The sequence below is a fragment of the Mesorhizobium sp. B1-1-5 genome, from assembly GCF_006443065.1.
Classification (GTDB): Bacteria; Pseudomonadota; Alphaproteobacteria; order Rhizobiales; family Rhizobiaceae; genus Mesorhizobium.
This window is the reverse complement of the sequence record NZ_VFWS01000101.1, coordinates 1-18,986: the sequence shown is the minus strand read 5'-3', so window position 1 is coordinate 18,986 and position 18,986 is coordinate 1. Positions and strand designations below refer to the sequence as shown.

Here is an 18,986-nt window from a genome sequence, read left to right as displayed (position 1 = left end):
CTTCCCGATGGTGGCGCCTTCGCGCCCGGCCCTGGAACCCATAAGGACATAATGGCGCCGCCAAGGGGCGTTGGGTATCCTTCGGGCCGCCATTGGCAAGCAGGCTCAAGCGCGCGTGTCAGGTCGGGGTTGCGGCGTCGATCCGCCGGAACATGAAATAGGCCGATAGCTCGCGGCGGACGGGGAGAAAGCAATGCGCACCAGAACCAGCATCCGCGTCGTCGGCTGCCACGCCGAGGGCGAGATCGGCGATGTCATCATTGGAGGCGTGCTGCCGCCCGCAGGCCGCACGATGATGGAAAAGATGATCACGATGGAACGCGATCACGACCATATAAGGCGCATGCTGATCTGCGAGCCGCGCGGCAGCGTTGCCCGTCATGTCAATCTGCTGCTGCCCTCGACACGGGAGGATTGCGCCGCGGGCGCCATCATTATGGAACCAACCGAATATCCGCCGATGTCCGGCTCCAACACGATCTGCGTCGCCACGGTGCTGCTCGAGACCGGCATGGTGCCGATGCAGGAGCCGGAGACGCGCTTCAAGCTCGATATGCCCGGCGGCGTCATCGAGGTGCGCGCCGAATGCAGCGCCGGCAAATGCCTGTCGATCACCTTCCGCAACGCGCCAGCCTTCGCCGAGCGCCTCGATGCCGATATCGAGGTGGAAGGGCTCGGCACGATCAAGGCCGATATCGCCTATGGCGGCATGTTCTACGCGATTGTCGATGCGCCCGCGCTCGGCTTCTCGGTCACGCCCGACGAGGCCCGCGACTTGGCCGTGGTCGGCGAGAAAGTCCGCCGCGCGGCGCGCGAGCAGCTCGATGTGGTGCATCCGCAGTTCGACAATGTGCGCGGCGTGTCCATCGTGCAGTTCGCGATGCCGTTCCAAGGGCCGGGCAACGTCACACGCAACACCTGCATCGTCTCGCCAGGACGCTCGGACCGCAGCCCGACGGGAACCGGCACCTCGGCGCGCATGGCGGTGCTGCAGGCGCGGGGCCAGATGAAAGAAGGCGAGGTGCTGATCCATGAATCGATCATCGGCTCGCGCTTCACCGGCAAGATCCTCGAACTCACCGAAGTCGCCGGGCGCAAGGCGATCGTGCCGCAGATAACGGGCAGGGCCTGGATCACAGGAGAGCACAATTATTACCTCGATCCGACGGATCCCTATCCGCAAGGCTACGTGCTGTCGGACACCTGGGGCACCTCCACTTCGGTGACGCAATAGAATTTCCTGCAGCGACGCCGGCTCGGATCATCCGAGCGTCCAGACGCTTTCCAGCTCCTGGCCGGGGCGTTTGCGCGTGCAGAATGTCAGCGGACCTTGCAGGGAGGCGCCTGCTCTGATTCCCTGCGGTTGGTGGGGATCGCCTGATTCGTGTGCTCGTTGTTCCGGTTCCGCATGATCGTGCGGCGGAGCAGCGGGTACCTCGGTAGAAAGATGAGAAAATGACCGCCAAGCCGGAAATCCTGGAGATGAGGCCCAAGATCACCGTTGTCGGGGTCGGCGGCGCCGGCGGAAACGCCGTCAACAACATGATCGCCGAAGGGCTGCAGGGCGTCGAGTTCGTCGTCGCCAACACCGACGCGCAGGCGCTCACCATGTCGAAGTCGTCGCGGCTGATCCAGCTGGGCGCGCACGTGACCGAGGGCCTCGGCGCAGGATCGCTGCCCCAGGTCGGCAGTGCCGCCGCGGAGGAATCCATCGACGAGATCATGGATCACCTGGCGGGAACGCATATGTGCTTCATCACCGCCGGCATGGGTGGCGGCACGGGGACCGGTGCGGCGCCCGTGATTGCGCGTGCCGCGCGCGATGCCGGCATCTTGACGGTGGCCGTGGTCACCAAGCCTTTCGTGTTCGAAGGCAAGCGCAGGACCCAGGCGGCCGAGGAAGGCATAGAGCGGCTGCGCGGGAGCGCCGACACCGTGATCGTCATTCCAAACCAGAACCTCTTCAGGGTCGCCGACGCCAGGACCACCTTCGCCGACGCCTTCGCCATGGCGGACCGCGTTCTCTACGCGGGTGTCGGCTGCATCACGGACCTGATCGTCAAGGAAGGCCTGATCAATCTCGATTTCGCCGACGTGAAGTCGGTGATGCGCGACATGGGCCGGGCGATGATGGGAACCGGCGAGGCCTCCGGGGAGGGGCGCGCCAAGATCGCGGCCGAAGCGGCGATCGCCAATCCGCTGCTCGATGAAGCCTCCATGTCCGGCGCCAGGGGCCTGCTCGTATCGATCTGCGGCGGCATGGACATGACGCTGTTCGAGGTCGATGAAGCCGCGACACGGATAAGGGAAGAAGTCGACGCCGATGCCGACATCATCGTCGGCGCCATCTTCGACCACGCACTGGCGGGAAAGTTCCGCGTGTCCGTCGTCGCGACCGGTCTGCGCAAGAGCGCGGACATCGCACAGTTCGAGCAGCGGATCGCCTGAGACCACGGCGATCTCGCGGCTGCGCTTGTTCCCGAGGGCACGACGCAATCGGTCGATATCCGCTTCCGGCCGCGAACAATCCCGGACCGCGCACGCTGTCGGTCAGCGCATTTGCGCGCCTCTTCGTCGTCACGACGGCATCCGGCTAGTGTTTATTCATATTGGACACTAATTGACCGATCCGTTCAATGCCGCCAATGTCTGGCAAAGCGTCGGCATCAATCCCTTCCTGCTGCGTGTCGAGAATTGCGGCTGACGGAGGAGAGGCTCGATGAAAAGCTTCGTCTATAACGGCCAGCCGGCACGCGTCGTCTTCGGATTGGGCACCATTGCCCGGCTGCCGGAAGAGATCGACCGGCTCGGGCTGAAACGCGTGCTTGTGCTGGCAACGCCGCCGCGCGAGGCCGATGCCCGGAGTCTTGCCGGATCGCTGGGCGGTACCGCTGCCGGGGTCTACGCCAAGGCGACGATGCATACGGCGGTGTCGGTGACCGAGGACGCGCTGCGGGTCGTGGCGGAGCTCCAGGCCGACGGGCTGGTTGCGGTCGGCGGCGGCTCCACGACGGGCCTCGCCAAGGCGATCGCCTTGCGCACTGACCTGCCGCAGATCGTGATGCCGACGACCTATGCCGGATCGGAAATGACGCCGATCCTCGGCGAGACGAAGGATGGCGTGAAGGTCACCCAATCGAGCCCGAAGGTGCTGCCGGAAGTGGTGATCTACGATGTCGACCTGACGATGACGCTTCCTGCCGCGTTGTCGGGAACGAGCGGCATGAACGCCATCGCCCATGCGGTCGAGGCGCTCTATGCCAGGGAAAGCAACCCGCTGATAAACCTGATGGCCGTTGAGGCCATCGGCGCGCTGGTGAGCGCCTTGCCGGTCATAGCCGGGAGCCCGCATGACCGCGACGCGCGCTCCGAGGCGCTTTACGGCGCCTGGCTCTGCGGCATCTGCCTCGGCTCGGTCGGCATGGCGCTGCACCACAGGCTCTGCCACACGCTCGGCGGCAGTTTCGACCTGCCGCATGCGGAGACCCATACGATCGTGCTGCCGCATGCGCTGGCCTATAACGCGCCCGCGGTTCCGGCCGTCATGGAAACCCTGCGGGCCGTGCTGAAGACGGACGATCCTGCCATGGCTCTCTACGATATCGCCGGCCGGATCGGCGCCAGGCGCGCCCTGTCCGAGATAGGCATGCCGCCCGACGGGATCGACATCGCCACGGACCGCGCGCTGGCCAATCCCTACTGGAACCCGCGGGCGCTGGAGCGCGAACCGATCCGGGCTCTCATCGCGCGCGCCTATGCCGGCGAGCCGCCGCAGGCCGGCCGCGCCTGAATATCAGTCGGTCTGGATCCAAATCGCTTTCGTTTCCAGATATTCGTGCAGGTGCTCGACGCCGCCTTCGCGGCCGTAGCCGGACATCTTCATGCCGCCGAACGGCACGGCCGGATCGATGGCGTGATACATGTTGACCCAGACCGAGCCGGCCTTGACGCGACGCGCGAGCTTGTGCGCGGTACCGAGACTGGTGGTGAAGATGCCGGCCGCGAGGCCGTAAGGCGTCGCGTTGGCGCGCGCGACAACCTCATCCAGCGTATCGAAGGGCATCGCCGAGATGACCGGCCCGAAAATCTCTTCCCGCGCGATCGTCATCTTGTCCGACACCGCGCCGAAGACGGTCGGCGCGATGAAGTTGCCGCCGTCATAGATCTCGCCCGTCAGCCTTGAGCCGCCGGCGACCAGCCGGGCACCTTCGTCGCTGCCCGCCTTGATGTAGCCTTCCACCTTGCCGGCCTGCTTTGCATTGATCAGCGGCCCGATTTCCGTCTCCGCCTCGATGCCGTGGCCGATGCGCAGCTTGCCGGCGAACTCGGCGACCCGGCGCACGAACTCGTCATGGATCTCGCGCGCCACGAACAGGCGCGAGCCGGCGATGCAGATCTGACCGGAATGCACGAACACCGCCATCGCCGCGACCGGCACGGCCTTGTCGATATCGGCGTCGCGGCAGACGATGATCGGCGATTTGCCGCCGAGCTCCAGCGAGACGCGCTTGAGGTTGGCGACGCCGGCGCGGGCGATCGCCTGGCCGGTCAGCGTCGAGCCGGTGAAGACGATCTTGTTGACGTCCGGGTGCTCTGCAAGCCGCGCGCCGGCCTCGGCGCCGGTCCCGGTGACGATGTTGACGACGCCGTCGGGGACGCCGGCCTCCTGCATCAGCCGCGCGATCAAGAGCGGCGTCAGCGAGGCATCCTCCGACGGTTTCAGCACGATGGTGCAGCCGGTAGCCAGAGCCGGCGCGATCTTCCAGATCGAGGCGGCGGTGGGCGCATTCCAGGGAATGATCGCGCCGACGACGCCGACCGGCTCGCGCCGGGTGAAGGTGACGATCTCGCCGGGGATGGAATTGTCGATCGTCTCGCCATGCAGCGCGGTCGCCATGCCGCCATAGAAGCGCAGCATGCCGATGACCCGGCGCCGGTTGGCCAGCGTGCGGGTGATCGGCAACCCCATGTCGAGCGTGTCGGAGACGCTGAGCTCTTCCCAATGCTTCTCGAAGAGGTCGGCGATCCGCAGAAGCACGCATTGCCGTTCGTAAGGCGAGAATTTCGACCATGGGCCCTCGAAGGCCGCTCGCGCCGCGGCCACCGCAGCGTCGATATCCGCTGCTCCGCCGCGCGGCACGGTGGCCAGCACTTCGCCCGTCGCCGGGTTCAGCGCCTGCATCTGCTGGCCGGATTGCGCCGCGACCCACTTGCCGCCGATGAACATCGGCCGGAATTCGCCACGGTAGAGCGTCGCGGCCTTCGCCCTTGGGTCGAAGTTCAGCGTCATTTTCTCCTCCTCATGAATTCCGACGCGACTATTACTCCCGCGGCCGGCGACCTCAAACAAGGAAAGCCAAAAGGACGTTCGGATGATCGGACGCGCAACGCGCGTCTTCCTCTCGGCGATGCATCGACGGGCGGCTCCTGGCGGCACAGGCAGTGTTCGTTCCGGCAGGCTGACCGGCGCCGGCCTGTTCCATCGCCTCGACAGTTTTGCCAAGCGTACGGTTGCGCAGGCTCCGACCGGCGGCTATGCCGGATTGAGATTTCCCCCGCAAGAGGCAGAGCTGATGAAGGTCGTTTCCATCTCCAAATCGCATGGCGGAATCCAGGGCGTCTATTCGCACGCTTCCGAAGTCTGTGCCTGCGACATGACCTTTGCGGTCTTCGTGCCGCCGCAGGCCAAGGACGGGCGGCTCCCGGTCCTGTGGTATCTGTCCGGCCTTACCTGCACGCACGCAAATGTCATGGACAAGGGCGAGTACCGGCGGATGGCGTGCGAGCTCGGGCTGGTCGTCGTATGTCCCGACACCAGCCCGCGCGGACCCGACGTTCCGGACGAAAAGGACAATTGGCAGTTCGGCTGCGGCGCCGGCTTCTATCTCGACGCGACGCAAGAGCCTTATGCGAAGAACTACCGGATGTATTCCTATATCGCCGAGGAATTGCCGGCGCTCGTTGCCGCCAATTTTCCGGTCGACATGTCACGCCAGGCCATCTTCGGCCATTCGATGGGCGGACACGGCGCGCTGACGATCGCGCTCAAGAATCCCGAGCGCTACCGGAGCTGCTCGGCCTTCGCGCCGATCGTGCAGCCGTCGACGGCCGGCTGGTCGCGGCCGGCCTTCGAAAAATATCTCGGATCGGACGAAAGGAACTGGCGCGCCTATGATGCGACGCTGCTGATCGAGGACGGCAAGCGATATCCGGAATTCCTCGTCGACCAGGGCACCGCTGACGGCTTCCTGCAGGATGGCCTGCGCCCATGGCTGCTCGAAGAGTCCTGCAAGAAGGCAGGGATCGACCTCACCCTGCGCATGCAGGAAGGCTACGACCATTCCTACAACTTCATCTCGACCTTCATGGACGATCACCTGAAATGGCATGCCCGTCGCCTCGGGTGATTTCAGGCATCAAGACGCGCGCCACATGGTCGGCGATCGCCAGGCTGGAAGTCAGGCCGGGACTTTCGATGCCGAAGAGGTTGACCAGGCCTTCGATGCCATGCGTCGCGGCACCCTGGATCACGAAGTCGCCGTTGGCGTCGCCCGGCCCTGACAGTTTCGGCCGGATGCCGCTATAGGCTGCCTGCAGGCTGTCGTCGGCCAGATCGGGCCAGTATTTGAGGATCTCGCCATAGAAGCGCTCGCCGCGTGCCGGATCGACGCGATAGTCGATCGTGTCCGTCCACTCGACATCAGGCCCGAAACGGGCGATGCCTGCAAGGTCGAGGGTCAGATGGACGCCGAGCCCGCCGGGCTCGGGCACGGGATAGACAAGATGTGAGAACGGCGCGCGCCCGGCAATCGAGAAATAATTGCCTTTGGCGTAGCGAAGCGCCGGCAGGAATTGCCGGCCGAAGCCTTCGATCGAGCCGGCAATCGTGACCGCGCCGAGACCGGCCGCGTTGATGAAGCGCGGTGCGGCGATCTCGAACTCTGCGCCGCTCGCGCAATCCATCGTCCGCAACACGATGCGGTCGGCCTCGACGCGGCCGGAAACGATGCGGGTGTTGAGCGACAGCATTGCGCCGCTCTCCTCGGCATCGCCGAGCAGAGCGAGCATCAGCCCGTGGCTGTCGACAATGCCGGTCGATGGCGAGAGTAGTGCTGCGGTGCAATGCAGCGCCGGCTCCAGCGCTTGTGCCTCTTCGGCGGTCAGGAAGCGCAGGTCATCGACACCGCAGGCGTCGGCATTGGCGCGAATGGCGGCCAGCACCGGTTCCTGCGTCTCGTCGGTCGCAACAATCAGCTTACCCGAGCGGCGGTGCGGGACCGAATGCTCGGCGCAGTAGCGATAGAGCATATCGCGTCCCGCCACGCAGAGCCGGGCTTTCAGTGAGCCCTGCGGGTAATAGATGCCGGCGTGGATGACTTCGGAATTGCGCGAGCTTGTTTCGGTGCCGATGGCGTCCGCCGCTTCGACGATCAGGGTTTCGAGACCAAGCGCCGCCAATTTGCGCGCGATCGCCAGACCGATCACGCCGGCGCCCGCGATGATGCAATCGACCTGTTCCATGTCCTGATCCCTGCTGCGCCCATTGCCGAGACAGGCCGAGGCGTGTTGGCGCTATCGATCCCGACGTCGCGGCTCTTGCGATCATCCAGCGCGATGAGGCATCAACCGCCACAATGCAAGGCGGAATCTTCGGACTTCTCGATCAGAGATGTGGTCCTATTTCCGCTTTGACGCCTGCACACAGGAGCCACCACGATGGACGCAACACCGAATTCGCCTGAAGCCCGCGACATCCGCTATCACATGCATGGTTATACCAACGCCCGCAGGCATCAGGAAACCGGCCCGCTGATCATCGAAAAGGGCGACGGCATCTATGTCGAGGACATTGCCGGCAACCGTTACATCGAGGCGATGGCGGGCCTGTGGAGCGTCGCCGTCGGTTTTTCGGAAAAGCGGCTGGTCGAAGCGGCGACAAGACAGATGTCGAAGCTGCCCTTCTACCACGACTTCGGCTCCAAGGCGCATTCGCCGCTGATCGATCTCGCGGAGAAGCTGGTGCAGATGGCGCCGGTGCCGATGAGCAAGGCCTATTTCACCAATTCCGGCTCGGAGGCCAACGACACCGCGATCAAGATGATCTGGTATCGATCGAACGCGCTTGGACAGCCGGCGCGCAAGAAGATCATCAGCCGCAAGCGCGGCTATCATGGCGTCACCATCGCCTCGGCGAGCCTGACCGGCCTGCCCAACAACCATCTCTCCTTCGACCTGCCGATCGCCAATATCCTGCATACGTCGACGCCGCATCACTGGCGCGACGCGGAGTCCGGCGAGAGCGAGGAGCAGTTCTCCGCACGGCTCGCCGACGAGCTGGAAAAGCTCATCCTTGCCGAGGGACCCGAAACGATCGCGGCCTTCATCGGCGAGCCGATCATGGGCGCCGGCGGCGTCGTCGTTCCGCCTGCCGGCTATTGGGAAAAGATCCAGGCGGTGCTGTCGAAATACGACCTCCTGCTGGTGGCCGACGAGGTGATCTGCGGCTTCGGCCGCACCGGCGAGATGTTCGGTTCGCACACCTTCGGCATCAAGCCCGACATCATGGTGCTGTCGAAGCAGATTTCGTCATCGTACCTGCCGATCTCGGCGCTGCTGATCAACGATCGTGTGTTCGAGCCGATCGCCGACGAGAGCGACCGCATCGGCACCTTCGGCCACGGCTTCACCGGCGGCGGTCATCCGGTCGCAGCCGCCGTGGCGCTGGAGAACATCAAGCTGATCGAGGAGCGCGACCTGGTCGGCAATGCGCGCAAGGTCGGCGCGCATCTGCAGGCGCGACTCAGCCAACTCGCCTCGCATCCGCTGGTGGGCGAGGTGCGCGGCGTCGGTCTCATCGCCGCCGTGGAGCTCGTCGCCGACAAGGCAACCAAGGCGCCCTGGGGTAAGCCGGCAGCGCTCGGCGCGCTGGTCAACGGCTTGCTGCAGCGGAACGGCGTCATCTCGCGCAATATGGGCGACGCGATCGCCTTCTGTCCGCCGTTGATCATCACCGAGGCGCAGGTCGACGCCTTGGTCGATGCGTTCGAGCGCTCGCTCGACGAGGCGATACCGCAGGTCCATCCGCGGAGTTGACGAGGCCGCGAGGGCTTGGCCGGCAGTAGCCTGGGCTGACAATCGGACGTTCACCTTCCGGTGAGCGCGAGAAATTCCGGCGGAACATTCGCCTTTTTGCGCTGTTACATCAAAGCTGCAGCGCGGAAAGGAGCTTCCGCATGGAAAATCCGCAATCCACGGCAAGCATTGCCGGCCATCCCATACATCCCATGCTTGTCACCATCCCGATCGCCTGTTTCGTCGGGACCTTGCTCACCGATATCGCCTACTGGCGGACAGCGGAAATGACCTGGGCCAATTTCTCGGCCTGGCTCCTGACCGTGGGTGTCATTGTCGCCATCTTGGCCGCCATTGCAGGGCTTACCGACTTTCTTGGAGACCGCAGGATACGCGCTCAGCCGACTGCATGGCTGCACATGGGGGGTAACGCCGTCGTGCTCGTGCTGTCCTTCTTCAACATGCTCGTCCACACGCGCGACGCCTGGACATCCGTCGTGCCGACCGGGCTGATCTTGTCGGCGCTGGTGGTGATCATCCTGATCTTCACCGGCTGGCTCGGTTGGGCTCTGGTCTATCGCCATCATGTAGGAGTGGCCGATGAGGCGACTTGACAGCGTAATCAAATGGACGACCGCGGCGCTTTGCTGCGCAATGGCCCTGGGCGTTGCCGGCTGCAGCGACGACAACACCGACCCGAGCGCACAGATCGGCCCGAATCCGAAACTGCCGGAGATAAACCAGTACCTTTTCCCGCCGATGCATCTGGCCTCGGTGGTCGGCTGGAAGAACAATGAAAAGCCGACGGTCGCGCAAGGCCTGCAGATCGAGGCGATGGCCAAGGGGCTTCAGCATCCGCGTTCGCTTTACATGCTGCCCAATGGCGACATCCTGGTGGTGGAGTCCAAGGCGCCGAAAGAAGCGTCGGTCAAGCGGCCGAAGGACATCGTCATGGGTTTGGTCGAAAGCTGGGTCACCTCCGGCGGCGACACCGGCCCGAGCAACCGCATCACGATCTTGCGCGACACCAATGGCGACGGCAAGCCGGATTACCAGGGCGTATTCCTCGACCATCTCAACGCGCCCTTCGGCGTGGCGCTGGTCGGCAACGACTTCTATGTCGCCAACACCGATGCCATCATGCGCTACCCCTATCAGCCGGGCGACACCAAGATCACGGCGCCGGGTAAGGTGCTGACGGAACTGCCGGGCGGGCCGATCGATCACCACTGGACGAAGAGCCTGGTGGCGAGCCCAGACGGTTCGCTGCTCTATGTCGGCATAGGCTCGAATTCCAACATCACCGAGAACGGCATCCAGGCCGAGAAGGACCGCGCTGCGATCTGGGAAGTCGACCGCGCCACCGGCCGCTCGCGCATTTTCGCCAGCGGGCTGCGCAATCCCAACGGTCTGACGTTCGAACCTGAAAGCAAGGCGCTTTGGACGGTGGTCAACGAGCGCGACGAGCTCGGGCCGAACCTGGTGCCGGACTACATGACCTCGGTGAAGGACGGCGCCTTCTATGGCTGGCCCTACAGCTACTATGGCCAGCATGTCGATCCGCGCGTCATGCCGCAGCGGCCGGACATGGTGGCGAAGGCCATCCCGCCGGACTACGCGCTGAGCTCGCATGTCGCGCCGCTCGGGCTTGCCTTCTATACCGCGAACAACCTGCCGCAATCCTATCGCGGCGGCGCCTTTGTCGGCGAGCATGGCAGCTGGAACCGCTCCCGCTTCAACGGCTACAAGGTGGTCTTCGTGCCGTTCAGCGGCGGGCATCCCGACGGCATGGCGCAGGATGTCGTCACCGGCTTCCTCAACGACAAGGGCGAGGCGAGGGGCCGTCCGGTCGGTGTTGCCGTCGATAAGTCCGGCGCGCTGCTGATCGCCGACGATGTCGGCAACACGGTGTGGCGGGTGACCGCTGCGGCACCCGGTTCCTCGTAGGAACCTGGCTCAACGCCAGCGTATCAGCCGACCGGCTTCTGCAGCACGTCGAATTGCGGGTTGGTTTCCGAGAAGATCGGCAGGGCCGCGGCGCCGAGGACGGATGTGTCCTTTCCCGCGGCGCCGACCACGACGCGCGGCGTGGTACGGGCGCTGGTCGAGCTCACCGAGAGATGGAGCGGTTCCAGCCGGCCGGCCAGTGCCTCGATCACCGGCAGCGGCATGAAGCCGCCGAGCACGACGGTCTCGGGGTCGAGCGCCATTTCAAGGACGTCGATCGCCTGCCGCAATGGCTCGACCGCCTCGGCGAGCCATGCTTCGAAGCGGCTGTCGCCGCTTGCCAAAAGCTCTTCCAGCAGGTCGGGTGAGGCATGATCGGGGTCCGGCAGGTCGAGCCTGTCATAAGCGGCGCGCAGCGAGACGTAGCGCTCCAGGCAGCCGCGCTTGCCGCAGTCGCAGGGCAGGCCGCCCGGCCGCACGATGATGTGGCCGATCTCGCCGGCATTGTGGCGGCTGCCCTTGTAGAGATGGCCGTCGAGGAAGAGGCCGGCGCCGAGGCCTGTTCCGATGAAGAGGTAGACGAAGCTGTCGAGCTTGCGGGCAACGCCATAAAGCCGCTCGCCCACTGCCGCCGCTGTGGCGTCGTTCTCGACGATAACGGCGATGCCGGTCAGGCGCTCCAGTTCTTCGGCCACCGGAAAATCCTGCCAGCCGGGAAGGGCGGTCGGCCCGACCGAAGTCATGCCTTCGACGCCGAACGGCCCGGGCATCGCCATCCCTATGCCGAGCAGTCTCGTGCGGTTCAGCCGGCTCGTTGCGATCAGGTCGCTCGAGATCGCGGCTAGCAGCGGCATGGCCTGCGTGGGAGTCGGTCGGTCGACATCTCTCTCGATGCGCGCACGCACGGTGCCGGAGAGATCGGTCACGACGCCGACGGCCATCTGGTGGTCGAGCTGCAGGCCGACCGAATAACCGCCATCGGGGTTGATCGAGTAGGGGACGGCGGGTTGGCCGCGCGCGCCCTTCAGCGTTGCTTCAGGCTGCAGCAGCCCGGCCGCTTCCAATTCCTCGACGATGTTGGAAATGGTCTGCGACGACAGCGCCGTCAGCCTCGCGATCGCCGCCCGCGACAGCGCGCCGTTGATGCGGATCGCTTCGATCACCACACGCCGGTTGTGCGATTTCGCCTGCTCGAGATTGGTGCCGGAGATGGCTTTCTTGGGGATCATGAGATAGTTACCAGCCACGGCAACCCTAGAATGCCGCTTTAGAAAATCAAGTTGATTTAGTTACTTGCCGCCCCGGCATCGAGCCCGGAGAGAGCGGCGAGGTTGAAAGCTGTGCGGCCTATCTTGCCCGGTCGAGCGGATATCGACCGGACCAGCGACCAATTGGGCAGGAACGATCTCGCGGCTGACGCATTTTGCCTCGCGTCAACAGCTGAGGGACCAGATGCGCATAGCCCATGTAGCGCCGCTTTATGAATCCGTGCCGCCGAAACTTTACGGCGGCACGGAGCGGATCGTCTTCTATATCACCCAAGCACTCGTCGAGCTCGGGCATGACGTCACGCTGTTCGCGAGCGGTGACAGCGAGACATCGGCGCGACTGGTGCCAGGCCGCGACCAGGCGATACGCCTCGACCCGCGGCCAAAGAAATCGGAAATCGCCGCGCATCTGGCGATGCTCGCCGATGTGCGCGAACGCGCCGGCGAATTCGACGTCATTCATTTCCACCTCAGCCATTTCCTGCATTTTCCGTTCTTCGAGCAGATCGCAGGTCGCACGGTGACGACGCCGCATGGCCGGCTCGACTATGTCGACCTGGCGCCGGCCTACAAACGCTTCCCGCGTTTCCCGATGATCTCGATCTCGCACAGCCAGAAGCGCGGTTTGCCGGATGCGAACTGGCTGGCCACGATCCATCACGGATTGCCGCTCGATGCCTACCAGCCGACCTATGAACCACATGGGGAAGAGCCGTATCTCGCTTTCCTCGGCCGCCTGTCGCGCGACAAGCGGCCGGACCGCGCCATCGAGATCGCGCGTCGGTCCGGGTTGAAGCTGAAGCTGGCGGCCAAGATCGGCGACGACGATCGCGCCTATTTCCACGACAACATCGAGGCGCTCATCGATGGCGACCGCATCGACTATGTCGGCGAGATCACGGAAGACGAGAAGGCCGAATTCCTGGGCAACGCGGCAGGCCTGCTGTTCCCGATCGACTGGCCCGAACCGTTCGGCCTCGTCGCGATCGAGGCCATGGCCTGCGGCACACCGGTGATCGCCTGGAACAACGGCGCCCTGCCGGAGATCGTCGACAATGGCGTCACCGGCTTCGTCGTGGACAATGTCGACGATGCGGTCGCATCGATGCCCGCGCTTCTCGAACTCGACCGGCAGCAGGTGAGGGCGGTCTTCGAGAAAAGGTTCTCGGCGACAAGAATGGCGCGCGACTACCTTTCTGCCTATATGCGTTTGACCGGCATGCCGGAGGCCAGGGCCTCCTGACCTTGACTGCCTAGAGCCGGATGATTTCAGGTCTGTTCGACCTGAAATCTGAATCCGGCACTAAATCAAAGAGATAGAGCATGATGTCGTCCGAAAACCGCTTCACACTTTTCGGCATCATGCTCTAGGGTGGGGCAACCGAAGAGGTGACGAATGACGGAGCTCGACGAGCGCAAGCTCGATCCTGCCGTGGCCCTTTCCTCGCTTGACGAGACGGCGCCGCGAGAACCGCACCGGCTTTTTGCCCTCAAGCAGGGCGACTGCTTCGCCGTCGCCGACGCCTATGGCGACATCAGGGGTTCGGGCGACGGGTTCTTCCGCGACGACACGCGCGTGCTGTCCGAATTCCGGCTGACCATCGGCGGCAGGCCGATGTCGCTGCTCGGTGCATCGCTCAGCCAGGACAATGTGCTGTTCACGTCCAACCTGACCAACCTGCCTATTCAAAGCGCTGCCGGCCGCGATATGCCGCAGGGCGCGATCCATATCGAGCGCGTCAGGCTGATCTGGCAGGACAGGCTGTTCGAGCGCATCACGCTCTCCAACTACAGCCGCGAGCATTCCACCATAACCGCGTCGCTGCATTTCGCCGCCGACTTTCGCGACATGTTCGAGGTGCGCGGCTCGACCCGGGTGAAGCGGGGCACCACGCATATCGCCAAGACCGACAAGACCACGGTCCTGCTCGGCTATGATGGCCTGGACGGCTTGCCGCGACTTTCGGCAATCTCCTTTTCGCAGGCGCCAGACCAGTTGAGCGACAATCGCGCCGATTTCCTCATCGCCGTGACCAAGCGCAGTCGAAAGGTGCTTTATGTCGAGGTTGGCCCCGCGATCGCCGACCCGCCCGATCGCGACCGCTTCCGCGCCGCGGCGGCGCGCGCGCGGTTCGGCATGCGCGCCAAGCGCAGGCACGGCGCCACGGTGCACAGCTCGGGGCGCGTGTTCAACGATTGGGTCGAGCGCGCCCGCGCCGATGTCGCGCTGCTCACCACCGAGCTTTCGACCGGACCTTATCCCTATGCCGGCATCCCGTGGTTCTCGACCGCGTTCGGCCGCGACGGCGTGATCTCGAGCCTGCAGATGCTTTGGCTCAATCCTGGACTGGCGCGCGGGGTGCTTGCTTTTCTGGCCGAGCACCAGGCGACCGAAACGTCGCCCTTTTCGGATTCGCAGCCCGGCAAGATCATGCATGAGACGCGCAAGGGCGAGATGGCGGCGCTGCGCGAGCTTCCTTTCGGCCGCTATTACGGAGGCGTCGACACCACGCCGCTCTATATCCATCTGGCTTCCGCCTATGCCGACCGCACCGGCGACATGGCCTTCATCGACAAGCTTTGGCCCTCGCTGAAGGCCGCCGCCGAATGGACGGAGGAGGCGAGCCGCGCCACCGGCTTCGTCACCTACCAGCGTGCCGCCGAGTCCGGCCTCGCCAACCAGGGGTGGAAGGACAGCTTCGATTCGGTCTTCCACGCCGACGGCCGCATCCCCAAGGGGCCGATCGCGCTGGTCGAGGTGCAAGGCTATGTCTTTGCCGCCTTCCGCGGCCTGGCGGCACTCGCGCGCCGCCGCGGCGAATTCGCGGATGCCGAGCACTGGGAAAACCGCGCCGAGGAAATGCGGGTCGCGGTGGAACGCGATTTCTGGCTGGACGACCTGAATTTCTATGCTTTGGCCATAGATGGCGAGGGCCAGCCCTGCAAGGTTCGAACAACAAATGCCGGGCACCTGCTCTTCGTCGGGCTGCCGCAGCCCGACCGCGCCAAGCTGGTCGCCGAGCAGCTGCTGTCGGCCGCCTTCCATTCCGGCTGGGGACTGCGGACGCTCGCCGACGATGCGGTGTTCTTCAACCCGATGTCCTACCACAACGGCTCGATCTGGCCGCACGATACCGCGCTTTGTGGCGTGGGCCTCGCGCGCTACGGCGAGCGCGACAGCGTGGTGCGGCTGATGAGCGGTACTTTCGAATCGGCCGTGCATTTCAATATGCGGCTGCCTGAATTGTTCTGCGGTTTCGCCCGGGCGCCGGGCGAAGCGCCGATCGCCTATCCAGTAGCCTGCCTGCCGCAAGCCTGGTCGGCAGGCTCTACCTTCATGCTGATGCAGGCCTGTCTGGGCCTGGAAATCGATGGCTGGAAAGGCGAACTGCATGTCACGCGCCCGAGGCTGCCGATCGGTATCGACACCCTGATGCTCAGGCATCTGAGTGTCGGGGACAAGGTCGTCGATGTGACCTTCCAGCGGGTCGGCGACCGTGTCGCCGCCTTCCTTTCCGATCGTCATGAAGGCCAGGTGCCGCTTATCGTGCGGACTTAGAAGAAGGCGTCGCAAGCCCGCGTTCAACAATCGAAAAATGTCGGAACCCATGGCCGGCTTGTGCGTTGCACAGGTGGACCGGTCTGCCGTCCGCAGCCGGCAAGAACGAAAACAATGAGCGGACAGCCGGAGGCAGCCTGGCATTTCAATGACACAATATAGCGTTCTGTTACTGGTCCTTATTCTCGCAAGCATTGGACTTTCCGCATTCGCGATTTTCATTTCGATATCCCGGTACCGTCGCAATCACCCGAGGGTACCGGCTATGGCAGGCTCCGGCGACGACTTCGCCACAGAGGCCGCGCGCAAGGTGCTGCGCGAATTCGAGAAGAACGGGCAGTCGGTCGACGCGGCGCTGGTTACATGGTCGCCGGAGACGTTGCGCAAGATCCTCGCGGACGAGTTACCGGATGCGCAGGTCATCATCGTCTCCAATCGCGAGCCTTATATCCACAACGAAACCAGGGACGGCAACGTCGAGCTTGTCGTGCCGGCGAGCGGGCTGGTCTCGGCGCTGGAACCGATCACGCGCGCTTGCGCCGGCACCTGGATCGCCTATGGCGGCGGCACTGCCGATCGGACGGTGGTCGACAGGAACGACCGCGTGCAAGTGCCGCCCGGCAATCCTTCCTACACGCTGCGCCGCGTCTGGCTGAGCGACGACGAATATCAGGGCTATTATCTTGGCTTCGCCAATGAGGGCCTGTGGCCGCTCTGCCATATCGCGTTCACGCGTCCGATCTTCCGCGAATCCGACTGGGAGGCCTATGAGGCCGTCAACCGCAAATTCGCCGAGACGGTGGTTGCCGAGGCGCGAAACGAGCGGCCGATCGTGCTGGTCCAGGACTACCACTTCGCGCTTCTGCCGCGCATGATCCGCGAGCGCCTGCCGGAGGCGATCGTCATCACCTTCTGGCACATACCATGGCCGAACTCGGAAGTGTTCAGCATCTGTCCATGGCGCGAGCGCATCCTCGACGGCCTGCTCGGCAGTTCGATCGTGGGCTTCCACACCCAGTTCCACGCCAACAACTTCACCGAAAGCGTCGACCGTTTCATGGAAAGCCGGATCGAGCGAGCCGACGCGGCCATTTCCTATGGCGGCCAGGTGACGCTCGTGCATTCCTACCCGATCTCGATCGAATGGCCGGTCGAGCTGCTGAAGACGCTTCCGAGTGTCGAGGAGTGCCGGGCGCGCGTGCGCAAGCGGTTCAGAATTCCAGCTGGCGCCAAGCTTTGCGTCGGCGTCGAACGCCTCGACTACACCAAAGGCATCCTCGATCGCTTCCATGCGCTTGAGGAACTGTTCATCCGTCATCCAGAAACGATCGGCAACGTCGTATTCCTGCAGATCGCCGCACCAAGCCGGGGCACGCTGCCTGCCTACAAGCAGCTTCACGACGAATGCCTGCGCTATGCCGACGAGCTCAACCAGCGCTACGGCAGCAAATCCTATCAGCCGGTCGTCATGGTGGCCGAGCACCATTCGCAAGCCGCGGTCTATGAGCTTTATCGCGCCGCCGACATCTGCCTCGTCACCAGCCTCCATGACGGCATGAATCTCGTCGCCAAGGAGTTCGTGGCGTCACGCGACGACGAGCGGGGCGTGCTGCTGCTCAGCACCTTCGCGGGCGCCTCGCGCGAATTGCTGGAGGCGCTGATCGTCAATCCGTACGACGCGGCGATGATGAGCGAGGCGATGCTGCAGGCGATGACCATGGGGCCGGACGAGCAGCACGAGCGCATGCGGCGCATGCGCGACATCGTGCGCGACAACAACGTCTATCGCTGGGCCGGCAGCATGCTCCTCGACGCGGCGCGGCTCAGGAAGCGCGGCGACCTCGACCGGGTCACGGCTTTATACGATCGGCCTTCGGGCCCCACCGGCGACAACGTCGTTTCCATGTTCGAACGCAAACAGGCAGTCGGATTCCGATGAATAGTCAGGCAGACCTTACCCCGCCGCTTCCCGAAGGCCGGTGGGCGCTTTTCCTCGACATCGACGGCACCTTGCTGGAGCACGCGGCGCATCCCGACAGCGTGTCGGTCAGCGCCGAGTTGCGGCAATTGCTGCAGACGATCGAACGGCGGCTGGACGGGGCGCTCGCCTTCATCACCGGCCGCTCGATCGCGGCCGTGGACCATCTGTTCAATCCCTTGAAGCTCAGGATCGCCGGCCTCTATGGGTTGGAGCACAGGCTTGCGCCGGATGGCCGGATCGAGGCCGCCGACGAGCCGGCGGACATGGCGGCGCTCGCCGACGAGATCGAGCTGGAGCTGGCAAGCAAGGCCGTCTATGTCGAGCGCAAGGGACCTGTGCTCGCCATCCACACGAGAGCAGCACCCCAGCTTCTGGCGCGGGCGACGGAACTGGTCGAGGCAGCGCTTGAGCGCCTGCCGAAAGGTTACCGTGTCATCGCCGGCAATGCCGGCGTCGAGTTGATGCCGCTCGAAGCAGCCAAGGGCGCCGCGATCCGGCGCTTCATGCAGACTGGTCCGTTCAGCGGCAGGCGTCCTGTGTTCCTTGGCGACGACACGTCCGACGAGAACGGCTTCGAAATGGTCAATGCCGCCGGGGGAATTTCGATCCGCGTCAAGCCGCAGGGCGAGACCACCGCGCGCTTCGCCATCGAGGATGTTGCGAGCGCCATTGCCTGGCTCGAGGCCAATTTCGGAGGGCCGGCCATGCAAACGCCAAGGAGCGATCTCGTCGCTTAGGCCTGTCGGGCAGGAAATCCGCCCGGCTCAAGCCGCTCAGTCCAAGCTCGCGCTGCCGCGTTGCCGCACCTGTCAGCTTGAGCGTGTTCAGCCGCGCTTCCGCGGCGGCCCGGCGACATGTGGGGGACGGCCTGGCAAATCGCGCGCCGCGCGCTTTGGCTTATTCGAAACTAGTTCCCCGACACAGGGATTTTGAAAGGTTGCCGTTGGTGCAAGATTTTCCATTCATTTCCGTGCAATCAGCGCAAACGCCGGGGATTGGTTGAAGCCGCCCCAACCTCGTCATTCTATGGCGAAGCAAGGAGCGAAGCTCCGTCGCGAAGACCCTGGAATCCATGCCGTTACCTTCGCCGAGGCGTGCAACGGAGCAGAATTCTGCACCGTGGCGGCGCTTCCAAGTCGCGGCATGGATTCTATGGTCT

The 18,986-nt window shown here is 64.4% G+C and carries 14 protein-coding genes; 11 read left to right on the top strand and 3 right to left on the bottom strand.

Annotated elements, in window-relative coordinates; translation table 11 throughout:
- Positions 1-193: 193 nt before the first annotated feature.
- From FJ980_RS23340 to FJ980_RS23330, 3 genes are all read left to right on the top strand, one after another.
- Positions 194-1,234 (top strand): proline racemase family protein, encoded by a 1,041-nt coding sequence (locus FJ980_RS23340; protein ID WP_140546095.1) that lies wholly within the window; start codon positions 194-196, stop codon positions 1,232-1,234.
- 221 nt (positions 1,235-1,455) lie between these two features.
- A complete protein-coding gene (gene ftsZ / locus FJ980_RS23335; protein ID WP_140546094.1) occupies positions 1,456-2,448 on the top strand; it encodes a cell division protein FtsZ in 993 nt (330 codons plus the stop codon).
- 271 nt (positions 2,449-2,719) lie between these two features.
- The gene (locus tag FJ980_RS23330; RefSeq protein ID WP_140546093.1) at positions 2,720-3,790 is read left to right on the top strand and encodes a maleylacetate reductase; all 1,071 of its coding nucleotides are present in this window, start codon (positions 2,720-2,722) and stop codon (positions 3,788-3,790) included.
- 3 nt (positions 3,791-3,793) lie between these two features.
- Here FJ980_RS23330 and FJ980_RS23325 read toward each other — a convergent pair whose 3' ends face one another.
- On the bottom strand, positions 3,794-5,290 hold the full coding sequence (locus FJ980_RS23325) for an aldehyde dehydrogenase family protein (protein WP_140546092.1): 1,497 nt from the start codon (positions 5,288-5,290) through the stop codon (positions 3,794-3,796).
- A 283-nt stretch (positions 5,291-5,573) separates the two neighbouring features.
- On the opposite strand from FJ980_RS23325, the gene fghA reads away from it, so the two are divergent.
- Positions 5,574-6,407 carry an S-formylglutathione hydrolase gene (fghA, locus tag FJ980_RS23320; RefSeq protein WP_140546096.1) on the top strand — a complete coding sequence of 278 codons (834 nt, stop codon included), beginning with the start codon at positions 5,574-5,576 and terminating at the stop codon, positions 6,405-6,407.
- Here the strand turns inward: fghA and FJ980_RS23315 are convergent.
- On the bottom strand, positions 6,364-7,521 hold the full coding sequence (locus FJ980_RS23315) for an NAD(P)/FAD-dependent oxidoreductase (protein WP_140546091.1): 1,158 nt from the start codon (positions 7,519-7,521) through the stop codon (positions 6,364-6,366). The two genes, fghA and FJ980_RS23315, sit on opposite strands and share 44 nt — an antisense overlap.
- A 195-nt stretch (positions 7,522-7,716) precedes the next feature.
- Between FJ980_RS23315 and FJ980_RS23310 the strand changes: the two genes are divergently transcribed.
- The 3 genes from FJ980_RS23310 to FJ980_RS23300 all read left to right on the top strand — a co-directional run bounded on the left by FJ980_RS23310 (position 7,717) and on the right by FJ980_RS23300 (position 11,019).
- The gene (locus FJ980_RS23310; protein ID WP_140546090.1) at positions 7,717-9,093 is read left to right on the top strand and encodes an aspartate aminotransferase family protein; all 1,377 of its coding nucleotides are present in this window, start codon (positions 7,717-7,719) and stop codon (positions 9,091-9,093) included.
- A gap of 140 nt (positions 9,094-9,233) precedes the next feature.
- Complete coding sequence (locus tag FJ980_RS23305; protein WP_140546089.1) at positions 9,234-9,686, top strand: DUF2231 domain-containing protein; 453 nt, start codon at positions 9,234-9,236, stop codon at positions 9,684-9,686.
- Positions 9,687-9,726: 40 nt separating this feature from the next.
- Entirely contained in the window at positions 9,727-11,019 is a 1,293-nt protein-coding gene (locus FJ980_RS23300; protein WP_246676522.1) for a sorbosone dehydrogenase family protein, read from the top strand.
- A gap of 23 nt (positions 11,020-11,042) precedes the next feature.
- On the opposite strand, the gene FJ980_RS23295 is transcribed toward FJ980_RS23300, so the two are convergent.
- Complete coding sequence (locus tag FJ980_RS23295; RefSeq protein ID WP_140546087.1) at positions 11,043-12,248, bottom strand: ROK family transcriptional regulator; 1,206 nt, start codon at positions 12,246-12,248, stop codon at positions 11,043-11,045.
- A 223-nt stretch (positions 12,249-12,471) separates the two neighbouring features.
- Here FJ980_RS23295 and FJ980_RS23290 point away from each other — a divergent pair, with 223 nt between their 5' ends.
- From FJ980_RS23290 to otsB, 4 genes are all read left to right on the top strand, one after another.
- On the top strand, positions 12,472-13,530 hold the full coding sequence (locus tag FJ980_RS23290) for a glycosyltransferase family 4 protein (RefSeq protein ID WP_140546086.1): 1,059 nt from the start codon (positions 12,472-12,474) through the stop codon (positions 13,528-13,530).
- Between the two features lie 153 nt (positions 13,531-13,683).
- Positions 13,684-15,846 carry an amylo-alpha-1,6-glucosidase gene (locus tag FJ980_RS23285; protein WP_140546085.1) on the top strand — a complete coding sequence of 721 codons (2,163 nt, stop codon included), beginning with the start codon at positions 13,684-13,686 and terminating at the stop codon, positions 15,844-15,846.
- 148 nt (positions 15,847-15,994) lie between these two features.
- Positions 15,995-17,785, top strand: coding sequence for a trehalose-6-phosphate synthase (locus FJ980_RS23280; protein ID WP_140546084.1), 1,791 nt, complete (start codon positions 15,995-15,997; stop codon positions 17,783-17,785).
- Positions 17,782-18,564 (top strand): trehalose-phosphatase, encoded by a 783-nt coding sequence (gene otsB / locus FJ980_RS23275; RefSeq protein WP_140546083.1) that lies wholly within the window; start codon positions 17,782-17,784, stop codon positions 18,562-18,564. The genes FJ980_RS23280 and otsB overlap by 4 nt, the downstream gene beginning before the upstream one ends.
- The last annotated feature ends 422 nt before the right edge of the window (positions 18,565-18,986 follow it).

Bases quoted from the DNA above. Each gene is read 5' to 3' on its own strand.
- FJ980_RS23340 (WP_140546095.1), top strand. From the start codon at position 194: ATGCGCACCAGAACCAGCATCCGCGTCGTCGGCTGCCACGCCGAGGGC.
- ftsZ (WP_140546094.1), top strand. From the start codon at position 1,456: ATGACCGCCAAGCCGGAAATCCTGGAGATGAGGCCCAAGATCACCGTT.
- FJ980_RS23330 (WP_140546093.1), top strand. From the start codon at position 2,720: ATGAAAAGCTTCGTCTATAACGGCCAGCCGGCACGCGTCGTCTTCGGA.
- FJ980_RS23325 (WP_140546092.1), bottom strand. From the start codon at position 5,290: ATGACGCTGAACTTCGACCCAAGGGCGAAGGCCGCGACGCTCTACCGT.
- fghA (WP_140546096.1), top strand. From the start codon at position 5,574: ATGAAGGTCGTTTCCATCTCCAAATCGCATGGCGGAATCCAGGGCGTC.
- FJ980_RS23315 (WP_140546091.1), bottom strand. From the start codon at position 7,521: ATGGAACAGGTCGATTGCATCATCGCGGGCGCCGGCGTGATCGGTCTG.
- FJ980_RS23310 (WP_140546090.1), top strand. From the start codon at position 7,717: ATGGACGCAACACCGAATTCGCCTGAAGCCCGCGACATCCGCTATCAC.
- FJ980_RS23305 (WP_140546089.1), top strand. From the start codon at position 9,234: ATGGAAAATCCGCAATCCACGGCAAGCATTGCCGGCCATCCCATACAT.
- FJ980_RS23300 (WP_246676522.1), top strand. From the start codon at position 9,727: ATGGCCCTGGGCGTTGCCGGCTGCAGCGACGACAACACCGACCCGAGC.
- FJ980_RS23295 (WP_140546087.1), bottom strand. From the start codon at position 12,248: ATGATCCCCAAGAAAGCCATCTCCGGCACCAATCTCGAGCAGGCGAAA.
- FJ980_RS23290 (WP_140546086.1), top strand. From the start codon at position 12,472: ATGCGCATAGCCCATGTAGCGCCGCTTTATGAATCCGTGCCGCCGAAA.
- FJ980_RS23285 (WP_140546085.1), top strand. From the start codon at position 13,684: ATGACGGAGCTCGACGAGCGCAAGCTCGATCCTGCCGTGGCCCTTTCC.
- FJ980_RS23280 (WP_140546084.1), top strand. From the start codon at position 15,995: ATGACACAATATAGCGTTCTGTTACTGGTCCTTATTCTCGCAAGCATT.
- otsB (WP_140546083.1), top strand. From the start codon at position 17,782: ATGAATAGTCAGGCAGACCTTACCCCGCCGCTTCCCGAAGGCCGGTGG.